The 13,027-nt window shown below is 44.9% G+C and carries 11 protein-coding genes; 10 read left to right on the forward strand and 1 reads right to left on the reverse strand.

The window, feature by feature from the left end:
- Positions 1 to 169 precede the first annotated feature (169 nt).
- From ilvD to DB520_RS23715, 10 genes are all read left to right on the forward strand, one after another.
- On the forward strand, positions 170 to 1,852 hold the full coding sequence (gene ilvD / locus DB520_RS23670) for a dihydroxy-acid dehydratase (protein ID WP_114752266.1): 1,683 nt from the start codon (positions 170 to 172) through the stop codon (positions 1,850 to 1,852).
- 6 nt (positions 1,853 to 1,858) lie between these two features.
- Positions 1,859 to 3,553: a biosynthetic-type acetolactate synthase large subunit gene (ilvB, locus tag DB520_RS23675; RefSeq protein WP_114752267.1), complete on the forward strand. Its 1,695-nt coding sequence runs from the start codon at positions 1,859 to 1,861 to the stop codon at positions 3,551 to 3,553.
- A 13-nt stretch (positions 3,554 to 3,566) separates the two neighbouring features.
- Positions 3,567 to 4,064, forward strand: coding sequence for an acetolactate synthase small subunit (gene ilvN / locus DB520_RS23680; RefSeq protein ID WP_114752268.1), 498 nt, complete (start codon positions 3,567 to 3,569; stop codon positions 4,062 to 4,064).
- A gap of 37 nt (positions 4,065 to 4,101) precedes the next feature.
- The gene (gene ilvC, locus DB520_RS23685; protein ID WP_114752269.1) at positions 4,102 to 5,145 is read left to right on the forward strand and encodes a ketol-acid reductoisomerase; all 1,044 of its coding nucleotides are present in this window, start codon (positions 4,102 to 4,104) and stop codon (positions 5,143 to 5,145) included.
- Between the two features lies 1 nt (position 5,146).
- A complete protein-coding gene (locus tag DB520_RS23690) occupies positions 5,147 to 6,655 on the forward strand; it encodes a 2-isopropylmalate synthase (RefSeq protein WP_114752270.1) in 1,509 nt (502 codons plus the stop codon).
- A 6-nt stretch (positions 6,656 to 6,661) separates the two neighbouring features.
- Positions 6,662 to 8,083, forward strand: a complete 1,422-nt coding sequence (leuC, locus tag DB520_RS23695; protein WP_114752448.1) for a 3-isopropylmalate dehydratase large subunit — start codon at positions 6,662 to 6,664, stop codon at positions 8,081 to 8,083.
- A gap of 8 nt (positions 8,084 to 8,091) precedes the next feature.
- A complete protein-coding gene (gene leuD, locus DB520_RS23700; RefSeq protein WP_114752271.1) occupies positions 8,092 to 8,682 on the forward strand; it encodes a 3-isopropylmalate dehydratase small subunit in 591 nt (196 codons plus the stop codon).
- Between the two features lie 62 nt (positions 8,683 to 8,744).
- Complete coding sequence (locus tag DB520_RS23705) at positions 8,745 to 10,328, forward strand: alpha-isopropylmalate synthase regulatory domain-containing protein (protein ID WP_114752272.1); 1,584 nt, start codon at positions 8,745 to 8,747, stop codon at positions 10,326 to 10,328.
- Entirely contained in the window at positions 10,297 to 11,364 is a 1,068-nt protein-coding gene (gene leuB, locus DB520_RS23710; RefSeq protein WP_114752273.1) for a 3-isopropylmalate dehydrogenase, read from the forward strand. Before DB520_RS23705 ends, leuB begins: the two co-directional genes overlap by 32 nt.
- Positions 11,365 to 11,713: 349 nt before the next feature.
- Positions 11,714 to 12,145 (forward strand): T9SS type A sorting domain-containing protein, encoded by a 432-nt coding sequence (locus DB520_RS23715; protein ID WP_114752274.1) that lies wholly within the window; start codon positions 11,714 to 11,716, stop codon positions 12,143 to 12,145.
- A gap of 265 nt (positions 12,146 to 12,410) precedes the next feature.
- On the opposite strand, the gene DB520_RS23720 is transcribed toward DB520_RS23715, so the two are convergent.
- Positions 12,411 to 12,884, reverse strand: a complete 474-nt coding sequence (locus DB520_RS23720) for an OsmC family protein (protein WP_114752275.1) — start codon at positions 12,882 to 12,884, stop codon at positions 12,411 to 12,413.
- Positions 12,885 to 13,027 lie beyond the last annotated feature (143 nt).

The raw sequence follows: 13,027 nt of genomic DNA on the forward strand, positions 1-13,027 counted from the left end.
AAGCAACTAGCATGTTCAGCTTCATTCACTTCCTTATTCTTGTCGTCCTCGTCATTTAACCAAGAATGGAGCGCTGAACTATTGTCAAAAAATTGCAAAACAATAAAGTGCTTCATTCGGTTGAAGCACTTTTTTTTATAGGCCTTTGGATAAAAACATGTATTAATTAATGAGCAACTCTAAGAAATATAGCTGGGAAGTAAGTGATAATCAGGAGAATCCTGGTTCAATGGCCATGCTTTATGCCACGGGCCTTTCTGATGAAAAGATGAAGCAACCCTTTGTGGGGGTTGCAAGCTGTGGGTATGAAAGCAACCCGTGCAACATGCACCTGAATGATTTTGCCAAAGCCATCAAGGATTCAACTGTAAAATCCAAGCTTACTGGTTTAGTCTTTAACACCATAGGAATTAGCGATGGCATTTCTATGGGCACTGCAGGCATGCGGTACAGCCTTCCTTCTCGCGAAATCATCGCGGACTCTATCGAATCTTTTATCCTAGGCCATTCCTTCGATGGGGTGGTGGTAGTGGCTGGATGCGACAAAAACATGCCTGGGGCAGTAATGGGCATGCTCAGGGTAAACAGGCCTGGGATCATGGTGTATGGAGGGACGATAAGGTCTGGAAAATATAAAAACGAAAAGCTCAACTTGGTTTCTGCTTTTGAGGCATATGGCAAGAAGATCAAAAATGAGATAAATGACGAAGATTACATGGGCGTAATCAAAAACGCCTGTCCTGGAGCTGGTGCCTGTGGGGGTATGTACACTGCCAATACCATGTCATCTGCCATAGAGGCCATGGGGCTTTCTCTGCCATACAGCAGTACCAACCCCGCCACCTCCCCAGAAAAACGAAAAGAATGTGATGAGGTAGGTAATTTTATCTCCCAATTATTAGAGAAAAATATCAAGCCAAAGGACATTGTCACCAAGAAAAGCCTGGAAAATGCAGTGAGGGTGGCTGTATCATTAGGGGGAAGTACCAATGCGGTATTGCACCTATTGGCCATCGCTAAAACAGCAGGAGTGGAGTTCAACCTGGAGGATTTTAAAAAAATCAATGCCGAAACCCCATTATTGGGGGATTTTAAACCCAGTGGGAAATATCTTATGGAAGATTTGCACCTTCAGGGAGGATTACCCGCCTTTATGCGGTATCTGCTGGACAATGGGATGCTGCACGGAGACTGCCTCACCGTAACAGGGAAAACCCTAGCGGAAAACCTTGCGGAGATAGCACCGGTAAAACCTGAAAAAGGTGGGGTAATATATCCTCTTGAGGATCCCATTAAAGAATCCGGCCACCTATGTATTTTGTCTGGCAACCTTGCTCCGGAAGGAGCAGTGGCGAAAATTTCCGGAAAGGAGGGAAAATCCTTTACTGGCAAGGCAAAAGTGTATGATAGTGAACAAGAGGCGAATGATGCCATGAAGAACCATAAAGTAGAAAAAGGAGACGTAGTGGTGATCCGATACATAGGTCCTAAGGGTGGGCCTGGCATGCCGGAAATGCTAAAGCCCACTTCCATCATCATCGGTACCGGTTTGGGTGCGGATGTGGCATTGATTACGGATGGTAGATTTTCGGGAGGCACTCACGGATTCGTGGTAGGGCACATTACCCCTGAAGCCTTTATGGGCGGGCCTATAGGGCTGTTAAAAGACGGAGACATCATTACCATCAACTCCGAAGATTTGAGCATTTCCTGTGAGGTTTCAGAGGAAGAATTCGAAAAAAGGAGAAAAAATTGGAAAAACAAGGACTTGTCCCATTTAAGTGGAACGTTAAAAAAATATTCTCAGTTAGTTTCTACAGCATCTGAGGGATGTGTTACTGATAATGGTTAAAGAATTATGGAATATTCTAAAATTAGGGGCGCAGACATTGTAATCAAATCCCTGATAGCCGAAAATGCCAAATATATTTTCGGTTACCCAGGAGGGGCTATCATGCCTGTATATGATGCCTTGTACGATTATGTGGATCAAATCAAACATATTCTCACCAGACATGAGCAAGGAGCCATTCATGCCGCTCAGGGATATGCGCGGGTCTCCGGAAAGGTAGGAGTCTGTATTGCCACCTCAGGACCGGGGGCCACTAACCTTATCACCGGCCTTGCTGATGCCATGATTGATAGTACCCCTTTGGTTTGCATCACGGGACAAGTCCCCTCCCACCTGCTGGGAACGGATGCTTTTCAAGAAACCGATGTGGTGGGCATATCCATGCCTGCCACCAAGTGGAACATACAGGTACAAAAAGTGGAAGATATAGCTCCCGCCATAGCCAGGGGCTTTCAGATAGCTAGGTCTGGCAGACCAGGACCGGTTCTGATTGATATTACTAAGAATGCTCAGGTGAGTGAGGGTGAATTTAATTACGTGCCCTGTTTGAACATTCGTTCCTACAAGCCTTACCCAAAATTAGATGACAAAGCCATCCAGGCCGCAGCTGCTATAATTAACAAAGCAGAGAGGCCATACGTGCTGTATGGGCAGGGGGTGGTTTTAGGCAAAGCGGAAAAGGAACTTAATGCGTTCTTGGAGAAGTCCGGAATTCCAGCGGCATGTACCTTGTTGGGTACAGGTGCCATTTCTGAATCTCACCCAAACTATGTGGGTAAATTGGGGATGCATGGGAATTACGCTCCTAACATGTTGACTAACAAGTGTGATGTTTTGATCGCAATAGGCATGCGTTTTGACGATAGGGTGACAGGTGACCTTTCCAGATATGCCAAGCAGGCGAAGGTGGTGCACTTGGAACTTGACCCCGCAGAAATTGACAAAAATGTGAAATGCGATGTGCCAATTTTGGGGGATTGCAAGGAATCCCTGGAAAAACTCACCAAAGCCGTAGACAAAAAGACCTATACTAGTTGGCTTGAAAAATTCAGGGAACTGGAAGCGGAGGAAAAACGAGTGGTTGTGGGAAATGACTTGCTGCCCACCAAGGAGGGTCTTACCATGGGAGAGGTCATACGGCATATCAACGAATTCAAGGCAGAAGATGCCATCTTGGTTACCGACGTGGGGCAGCACCAAATGGTAGCTTGGAGATATTTCCAATATAATCAATCTCGCACCCAGGTTACTTCCGGGGGGCTGGGAACGATGGGTTTTGCCCTTCCTGCTGCTTTGGGAGCCCAACTGCACGATTTTAATAGGCAGGTAATTTGTGTGGTGGGAGATGGAGGTATTCAGATGACCATTCAGGAACTCGGTACCATCATGCAGACCAAGGCTCCAGTGAAAGTTGTTCTTTTGAATAACAACTTTCTGGGCATGGTAAGGCAGTGGCAACAGCTGTTTTTCGACAAGCGCTATTCCTTTACGGAGTTGGAGAACCCGGATTTCCTCAAAATTGCAGAAGCCTATCGCATCAAGGCGCAAAAAGTGGAGAAAAGGGATGGCCTGAGAGAAGCCGTTGCAGAAATGTTTATACACGATGGCCCCTATTTCTTGGAGGTAGCAGTAGAAAAAGAGGATAATGTGTTCCCGATGATTGCTTCAGGCACCTCGGTGGAAGATATTAGACTGAGCTAAACCTAAAGACTAGATGAAGAGATATACAATTTCTGTATTTACAGAAAACTTTATAGGTATTCTTAGCAGAATTACCGTAATATTTACCAGGCGCGGTATCAATATTGATGGGTTTACTGCTTCTGAGAGTAGAGAGGAAGGCATATACAGGATCACTATAGAAGTCACCACAAGCGAAGAGCAAATCATACAGCTTTCCAAGCAAATTGACAAGATCATAGATGTGATCAAAGCCTTTTACTATACAGATGAGCAAATGGTTTTTCAGGAGATCGCCCTATATAAGATTCCTATAGAAAATTTGGACCCTGGTTTGGAGCGTGTTATTCGCCAACACAACGCCAGGATCATTTCTGCGGAGAAGGACTTTGTGGTCATTGAGTTGACCGGGCACAAGGAGGACACGCAGGACTTACTCGAAGTTTTAAAAGGCTTTGGGGTTTTGGAATTTGTGCGCAGTGGAAGGGTTGCAGTAGCCAAGCCCATGGAAACCATTGACAAATATTTATAACATATAACATTCTAACACACATATTTAACAAACTATTATGAAACTGAAATTCGGTACAGTTGAGGAAAACGTTGTCACAAGAGAGGAATTTCCTTTGGAAAAAGCCCAGGAGGTTTTAAAAGATGAAGTAATCGCCGTTTTGGGGTATGGTGTTCAAGGCCCCGGTCAGGCGCTGAACCTTAAAGACAATGGATTTAACGTAATCGTAGGTCAGAGGAAAGGTTCCAAAACTTGGGATAAGGCTGTAGCGGATGGTTGGGTACCCGGAGAAACCCTTTTTGAGTTGGAAGAAGCCTGCGAAAGAGGAACGATTCTTCAATTTTTGCTTTCAGATGCCGGCCAAATCGCATTGTGGCCCACTGTTAAGAAGCACCTAAGTCCAGGTAAAGCCCTGTATTTCTCTCATGGTTTCGGCATCACCTATAAAGACAAGACTGGGATAGAGCCCCCAAAGGATGTGGATGTCATTTTAGTGGCTCCAAAAGGTTCTGGAACTTCCTTGAGAAGGATGTTTGTTGAAGGAAGAGGATTGAACTCCTCCTATGCCATCTTTCAGGATGCGACCGGAAAAGCAAAGGACAGGGTAGTAGCCTTAGGAATTGGTGTAGGTTCAGGTTACCTGTTCGAAACGGACTTCTACAAAGAGGTGACTTCAGATCTTACTGGAGAAAGGGGCACCTTAATGGGAGCGATCCAGGGAATCTTTGCCGCCCAGTATGAGGTACTTAGGGCCAATGGCCACACGCCTTCCGAGGCTTTTAACGAAACGGTGGAAGAACTTACCCAGAGTTTGATGCCCTTGGTGGCCGAAAATGGGATGGATTGGATGTATGCCAATTGTTCTACCACTGCTCAAAGGGGTGCATTAGACTGGTGGAAACCTTTTAGGGATGCCACAAAGCCTGTTTTTGAGGAATTGTACAACAGTGTGAAGACTGGAAAAGAGGCCAGCAAGTCCATTGAATCCAACAGTAAGTCTGACTACAGGGTGAAATTGGAAGAGGAATTGAAAGAGCTCAGGGAATCAGAAATGTGGCAGGCAGGTGCAACAGTCCGAAAATTGAGACCAGAAAACAATTGATATGACAGAAAAGCTTTGGGTATTTGATACGACGCTAAGAGATGGGGAGCAAGTACCTGGATGCCAATTAGACACCAGGGAGAAAATCATTGTAGCCCAAGCCTTGGAAGCTTTGGGTGTGGATGTACTGGAAGCAGGGTTTCCTGTTTCCAGCCCCGGGGATTTCAAGTCTGTTCAGGAAATATCCAAGGCCGTGTCGAATCCTACCATTTGTGCCCTTTCCAGGGCGGTAGAGAAGGACATAGAGGTAGCCGCTGACTCCCTGCGCTTTGCCAAAAAAGGCAGGATTCACACAGGCATAGGAGTCTCCGGCTACCATATTCAACACAAGCTCCGAAGTACCCCTGAGGCGGTACTGGAAAGGGCGGTAAAGGCGGTAACTTTTGCCAAGAACCTAGTAGATGAGGTGGAATTTTATGCCGAAGACGCAGGTAGGGCAGACAAAGATTATTTGGCCAAAATTATTGAAGCTGTGATTAAGGCAGGTGCCAAGGTGGTAAATATCCCGGACACCACCGGGTATTGCCTGCCCGTTCAATATGGGGCTTTGATCCGGTTCTTGAAAGAAAACGTAAGTAACATCGACCAGGCCATTATTGCCACCCACTGTCACAACGACTTGGGGTTGGCAACGGCAAACACCCTTTCCGGGGTGGAAAATGGTGCCAGACAAGTGGAAGTCACCATGAACGGCATCGGTGAAAGGGCAGGAAACACTTCCTTGGAAGAAGTAGTAATGGCCATAAAATGCCATTCGGAAATTCCCGTTCATACTGATATTGTTACCAAGAAAATCTACGAGACCAGCCGTATCATATCCAAACTCATGAACATGCCCATACAGCCCAACAAGGCTATCGTGGGCAAAAATGCCTTTGCGCATTCCTCTGGTATCCATCAAGACGGAGTACTGAAATTCAGGGAAAACTATGAGATCATTGACCCTAAAGATGTAGGAGTGGAGGAATCCTCCATCGTACTTACAGCCAGAAGTGGAAGAGCGGCATTGAAACACCACTTGAACTTACTTGGCTTCCCTGTGGAGGGAGAAAAGCTCAATGAGATTTACGAACGTTTCCTGGAACTGGCAGACACCAAAAGGGACATAGGGAGAAAGGAACTTTTGTCCCTAATTGGGGAGCAGATGGATCATTCGCTCCTTGTTGAGATTCAGGACATCTCCTACCAAGGTGCCGAAGGAAAAGAAGCTAATGCTGAAGTGACGCTGGAAATGGGAGATAAAGTACTTACGGGAAGCTCTAAGGGAAATGGACCGGTAGATGCCGTGATCAAATCTATCAAACAGCTCATCGAACACAAAGTGATATTGGATGAATTCCTCATCCAAGCCATGACAAAAGGGAGTGACGATGTATGCAAGGTACATATGCGTATCATGCATGAGGGAAAACCCTATTATGGGTTTGCTTCTGAAACCGACATCGTATTGGCCTCGGCAAGGGCCTTTGTGGATGCCTTAAACAAGCTGCCAATAAAAGCGACAAATTAATAAATGATGGAAAAGAAAACATTATTTGATAAAATATGGGATGCTCACGTAGTGAAATCCATCCCCAACGGACCTGATGTTTTCTTCATAGATAAGCATTTTATCCATGAAGTGACTAGTCCTGTGGCTTTTCTCAATTTGGAGAAGAGAGGGACTGGGGTGATGTTTCCGGAGAGGACCATTGCTACTCCAGACCATAACGTTCCTACTATTGACCAGGAAAAAACCATTAAAGACGAGCTCTCCAGGATGCAGGTGGAAAAGCTCCGACAAAATTGCAAAAAGCATGGCATAGAACTTCATGATTTGGGAACTGACCATCATGGAATCGTTCATGTGATCGGCCCTGAACTTGGCGTTACCCAACCTGGTATGACCATTGTGTGTGGCGACAGCCATACTTCCACCCATGGAGCATTTGGTACCATCGCATTTGGAATAGGTACCTCCGAGGTGGAGATGGTTCTTGCTACCCAGTGCATCATGCAGTCCAAGGCTAAAAAGATGCGCATCACTGTAGATGGAGAACTTGGAAAAGGGGTGACATCCAAGGATATTATCTTGTATATCATTTCCAAGATTTCTGCGAGTGGTGGTACAGGGTATTTTATCGAATATGCAGGAAGTGCCATTCGGAACCTTAGCATGGAAGCCCGTATGACCATCTGTAATATGAGCATCGAGATGGGGGCAAGGGGAGGCCTTATTGCTCCGGATGAAACGACCTTCGAATACCTTAAGGGAAAAAGATATACGCCAAAAGGGGAAGAATGGGAAAAAGCCTTGGCCTACTGGAAATCCTTAAAGACAGATGATGGAGCCCAATTTGACTTGGAATACCACTATGATGCAGAGGATATCGAGCCAATGATCACCTACGGCACCAATCCTGGTATGGGTATTAAGGTGAAAGACCCTATCCCTACCACCGATGGCATGGACACCAGCACAAAAAAGTCTTATTTGAAGTCATTGCAATACATGGGCTTTAATCCAGGTGAGCCTATGAAGGGCAAGAAAATCGATTATGTCTTTGTGGGGAGCTGCACCAATGGCCGGATTGAAGATATCCGTTCGGTAGCCCAATTTGTAAAAGGAAAGAAAAAGGCAGACAATATCACGGCATGGATTGTACCCGGCTCAAGGGAGGTAGAAAAGAAAGCCATAGAAGAGGGCTTGGTAGCAATTCTGGAAGAGGCCGGTTTTAAGTTGAGACAGCCGGGTTGTTCGGCCTGTCTGGCGATGAATGACGACAAAATCCCTTCTGGAAAGTACGCTGTCTCCACATCCAATAGAAACTTTGAAGGAAGACAGGGTCCCGGATCCAGGACGCTCCTGGCTAGTCCCCTGACGGTGGCCGCAGTAGCCATCAGAGGAGAAGTGACCGACCCTAGAGAATTGTTTGAAGAATCACCTATCCTAATTTGAAAGTAAACATGGCTTACGATAAATTTAATGTATTGACTAGCACCGTAGTACCTTTGGCAGAGGAAAACGTGGATACGGATCAAATCATCCCGGCGAGGTTTCTTAAGGCCACGGAACGAAAAGGCTTTGGGGACAACCTGTTTAGGGACTGGAGATATGATAGCGAGGGTAAACCTAAAAAAGACTTCGTGCTCAATGATCCAACTTACAGTGGCAAAATCCTGCTTTCCGGAAAAAACTTTGGTTCCGGCTCCAGTAGGGAACATGCCGTTTGGGCCCTCTACGATTATGGGTTCAGGTGCGTGGTTTCCAGTTTCTTTGCCGACATCTTTAAAAATAACTGTTTGAATATTGGTGTACTGCCCGTTACGGTTACCCCTGCATTTGCCGATGAGATGTTCCAAGAGGTGGAGAAGGATCCCAAAACTGAAGTAAAAGTGGATATTGATGCGCAGACCATCACCCTGCTTTCCACAGGAAGAAGCGAATCTTTTGACATCAATGTCTACAAGAAAGAAAACATGAAGAACGGATTTGATGATATCGACTACTTGCTTAATATAAAAGAGGATATTGTTAAATTTACCGAGAAGGCATAATAAATACTCTGTTTCTTTAGGTGTTGGCATAATTTTATCAGGGAACCGCATAAACAGCAAAAATGAGTAATCAATCACGAATAGAAATCATGGATACCACCCTGAGGGATGGCGAACAAACCTCAGGGGTGTCCTTTCTACCTTCAGAAAAACTTCAGATAGCAAAATTGCTACTTGAAGAATTGAAAGTGGATAGGATAGAGGTGGCTTCCGCCCGTGTTTCTGAGGGGGAGTTAGAGGGAGTAAAAAAGATCACTCGCTGGGCTAAAGAAAAAGGTATCTTGGAACAAATCGAGGTGCTTGGTTTTGTGGACACCCCGATGTCGGTGGACTGGATGGTAGAATCCGGGGCAAAGGTCTTGAACTTATTGACCAAAGGTTCATTGAATCACCTTACCCACCAGCTAAAAAAGACGCCAGAACAGCATTTTGAGGAAATCGAAGCCTGTATTACCTATGCCATCAGCCATGGGATATCCGTGAACGTGTACCTGGAGGACTGGAGCAACGGCATGCGAAACTCAAAAGACTTTACGCTTGCCCTGATCCATTTTCTTGGAGGGCTTCCAGTAAAGCGTATTATGCTCCCAGACACCCTAGGTTTGTTGCAACCAGTGGAGGTGAGTCAATTTATGGATGAGATCACTTCCAAATTCCCGGATTACCATTTTGATTTCCATGCGCACAATGACTACGACCTTTCTGTGGCAAACGTGTTACAGGCCGTAAAAGGTGGGGCCAGAGGAATTCATACCACTGTAAATGGGCTAGGGGAAAGAGCTGGAAACGCTCCACTGGAATCGGTAGTGGCTGTACTTAAGGATTTCGGGAATTGCAAACTCAGTGTGAACGAAAGTAAAATCTACCGTATCAGCAAGTTGGTCGAACAGTTTTCAGGCCTTCATATTCCGTCCAATAAGCCGGTGGTTGGAGAAAATGTTTTTACCCAAACAGCGGGCATTCACGCTGATGGGGACAACAAGAAAAACCTCTATTACAGTGACCTGGATCCGGAGCGTTTCGGAAGAATACGTAAATACGCCTTGGGGAAAACCTCCGGTAAAGCCAATATCCTTAAAAACCTCAATGAACTGGGCATCTCCTTAGAACCTGAGGAGCTAAAGAAGGTTACCCAAAGAATCATTGAGCTTGGGGACAGAAAAGAAAGAGTCACCACAGAGGACTTGCCATACATCATCGCCGATGTGCTACAAAACAACAGCATCAAAACGGATATCTGCATTGATGGCTATCACATGGTGCATTCAAAAGGACTCAAGCCATCTGTACAGTTAAGAATGAAAATACATGACCAGTTCTATGAGCAAAATGCCTCTGGAGACGGTCAGTACGATTCCTTCATGAGGGCCTTAAAGAAAATTTATAAGTCCCTTAACAAGGCACTTCCAAAGCTGACTGACTTCCATATCAGCATCCCCCCCGGTGGCAAAACTGATGCCTTTGTGGAGTGTGTGATTACTTGGGATTATGGCAAAATTTTCAAGACCAAAGGTCTGGATAGTGACCAGACCATTGCGGCCATGAAAGCCACGGAAAAAATGTTGAATATTATAGAACAATTAAACCAAACAAAATCAGAAAAAAACAATCCTTATGGAAATGAATATAGCCTTATTGCCCGGTGACGGCATAGGACCAGAAGTAGTTGATCAAGCAGTAAAAGTGGTGAAGGCCATAGGAAAGAAGTTTGGCCACACCCTGAATTTTGAGGAAGCATTAACCGGGGCCGCAGCCATAGATGCTGTAGGAAACCCTTATCCAGACAGCACCCATGAGGTTTGCCTTAAGGCCGACGCCGTTTTGTTTGGGGCCATTGGCCATCCCAAATTCGACAATGACCCTTCTGCCAAGGTAAGACCAGAGCAGGGCCTCTTGGAAATGCGAAAAAAACTGGGATTGTTTTGCAACGTAAGACCTACTTTTACTTTTCCATCCCTGGTTCATAAATCCCCTCTTAAGAAAGACAGGATTGAGGGCACAGACCTGGTATTCCTCAGGGAGCTTACCGGGGGAATTTATTTTGGGGAGCCCAGGGGAAGAAACGAGCAAGGCACCAAGGCTTTTGACACTTGTGTATACAGCGTAGAGGAAATTGAGCGCCTTGCAAGGATGGGCTTTGAATTTGCCCAAAAGCGGAGAAAATTACTGACCTGTGTGGACAAAGCCAATGTACTTGCCACTTCCAGGCTATGGAGAGAAACCGTACAACGACTTGCACCAGAGTATCCTGATGTAAAAGTGGAGTACGAATTTGTGGATGCGGTGGCCATGCGACTTATCCAATGGCCGAAATCCTATGATGTCCTGATCACAGAAAACATGTTTGGGGATATTTTGACCGATGAGGCTTCGGTGATCAGTGGATCCATGGGACTTATGCCTTCCGCCTCCATTGGCACCAAGACAAAACTTTTTGAGCCTATTCATGGATCTTACCCCCAAGCAGCGGGAAAAGACATTGCCAACCCCTTGGCCACTGTTTTGTCAGCAGCCATGATGTTTGAATATGCCTTTGGGCTTCAAGAAGAAGCCAATGCCATTTCCGAGGTGGTAAACCTGTCCTTGGAGAAGGGTATCGTGACCGAAGACCTTTCAGAAGGAGATAAAGCCTACAAAACCTCCGAGGTGGGAGATTGGCTCGTTGAGCAATTAGAGAAATGAATTGGGATTACAATAGCTTATTGCGCCGGATCAAATGACTTTGATCCGGCTTTTTTTTGGGTTAGTTGACTTATTTTTAGAAATCAGATGTTGTATTTTTTTCTGCTGCCCAGAAGAAGATCCTCCAACCGAAGCCCTAGCTTTTACCTTCATGCAGATTGCATATAATTGGGAGTCTTGATGTTTTAGGACGCAAGAAACCACACTTCAAATTTAATAGTATTACTATCATAAAAATATTTTTTACTATTTTTTGATAATTTATACTAACAATGGCAACCCGACTACTATTACCTCCGTAAAACCTATCAAATATCAACAATTATTTAACTACCAAACTGTTATAATCATGAAAACTCCATTGAAAAATGCCGCTTCTCTGTTTGCAGTACTGTTTATGGTAATGGGCTTGTCCACCTTTGCCACAGCCTCCTCCAACCATCCTGACAACCTTTTGCTTCCCGTGGAGAAAAAGGGGAAATTCGCCAAATTGGATGTCAGTTCCTTACCAATGGACCAAGAGGTCACTATCAGGATTAGGGATAATTCCGAAAGGCTAGTGGACGAGTTTAAGGTAAAAAATACCGGGCAAAACCATGTGCTCGTCAATTTTAACCGATTAAAGCCCGGGATTTATTCTCTGAACATTTTGCGGGGTGAAAACGATGTGGTGAGAAAAATATTAAATATCCACTGGAATCAAGTTGCGGTCAATAACGTGGTTTCCCTGAGTAGGGACAGTGGTCAGGAAACTCGTTGGCCATTATATTTGATTAGGTGATATTGACTAACCAACTATTTATATACAAAGCCCATGATGCATTCCTGCATATATGGGCTTTAACGCGTTTAAAGATGATCTACGAATTGAATCCTTTATTTTAATGGAATACCTTTTTAAATAAAAATTCTAAGTTTGGCTATATGCTTTAGAGTTGTTAGGAGAACTTTTGCTTTACAGCATAAAAGAAGCAGTAGTGGGTTTATCAAGAATGAATTTCCAGAATTTGTGGATTGGAACCAAAAGTGGTAATCCAGATTACTTTTCATTTATCCAACGATACCACAGAGTTGTGGTGGACGGGAAAATTAACAGAGCTGGCAATAAAACACAGCTCCTTGGCTTTCCGATGAAGGGAAATTGCCTTTTCCAACATGCTTGCTTTGGGAACTTTTACCTGTGGGTTGAGCAAGACCTCCTTAAACCTCCCACCCATATCCTGGGATTCCATCAAAACCCCTTTGGCCTCGTCTTTATACGTTAGGACCTGAACCCCCTCTATGGAACAAAGGTGCAGGTACCACAGCATATGACAAGCGGACAATGCATAGACCAACATTTCCTCTGGGTTGTATTTAGTTGGGTCTCCCCTAAATGCCGGATCCGAAGAGCAGATCAAATCTGGCTTATTTATTACAGAAAGCAAGTGCTCCCTTTCATAGGCAAGATAACTCTCGGTCCCTTGCCCCTTGTTCCCTGTCCAGGTCACGTTTATGCGGTAGGTGTGTGATTTTTCCATTCCAAGCTAAAAATACGATAAAATGCATGTAATGTGAATTGGCCAAAAAATTTCTTATCAAGTTCCTGAGTGAGGCAGACAAAGAATTGGAGATAATAGGGCTCCAAGCCTTTTTGCAGATTGCTGTAAAGCCTATTTTTATC

It is taken from the genome of Pleomorphovibrio marinus, assembly GCF_003347495.1.
Lineage (GTDB): Bacteria > Bacteroidota > Bacteroidia > Cytophagales > Cyclobacteriaceae > Pleomorphovibrio > Pleomorphovibrio marinus.

Excerpts from the sequence above, each read along its gene's own strand:
- ilvD (WP_114752266.1), top strand. The coding sequence starts at position 170 with ATGAGCAACTCTAAGAAATATAGCTGGGAAGTAAGTGATAATCAGGAG.
- ilvB (WP_114752267.1), top strand. The coding sequence starts at position 1,859 with ATGGAATATTCTAAAATTAGGGGCGCAGACATTGTAATCAAATCCCTG.
- ilvN (WP_114752268.1), top strand. The coding sequence starts at position 3,567 with ATGAAGAGATATACAATTTCTGTATTTACAGAAAACTTTATAGGTATT.
- ilvC (WP_114752269.1), top strand. The coding sequence starts at position 4,102 with ATGAAACTGAAATTCGGTACAGTTGAGGAAAACGTTGTCACAAGAGAG.
- DB520_RS23690 (WP_114752270.1), top strand. The coding sequence starts at position 5,147 with ATGACAGAAAAGCTTTGGGTATTTGATACGACGCTAAGAGATGGGGAG.
- leuC (WP_114752448.1), top strand. The coding sequence starts at position 6,662 with ATGGAAAAGAAAACATTATTTGATAAAATATGGGATGCTCACGTAGTG.
- leuD (WP_114752271.1), top strand. The coding sequence starts at position 8,092 with ATGGCTTACGATAAATTTAATGTATTGACTAGCACCGTAGTACCTTTG.
- DB520_RS23705 (WP_114752272.1), top strand. The coding sequence starts at position 8,745 with ATGAGTAATCAATCACGAATAGAAATCATGGATACCACCCTGAGGGAT.
- leuB (WP_114752273.1), top strand. The coding sequence starts at position 10,297 with ATGGAAATGAATATAGCCTTATTGCCCGGTGACGGCATAGGACCAGAA.
- DB520_RS23715 (WP_114752274.1), top strand. The coding sequence starts at position 11,714 with ATGAAAACTCCATTGAAAAATGCCGCTTCTCTGTTTGCAGTACTGTTT.
- DB520_RS23720 (WP_114752275.1), bottom strand. The coding sequence starts at position 12,884 with ATGGAAAAATCACACACCTACCGCATAAACGTGACCTGGACAGGGAAC.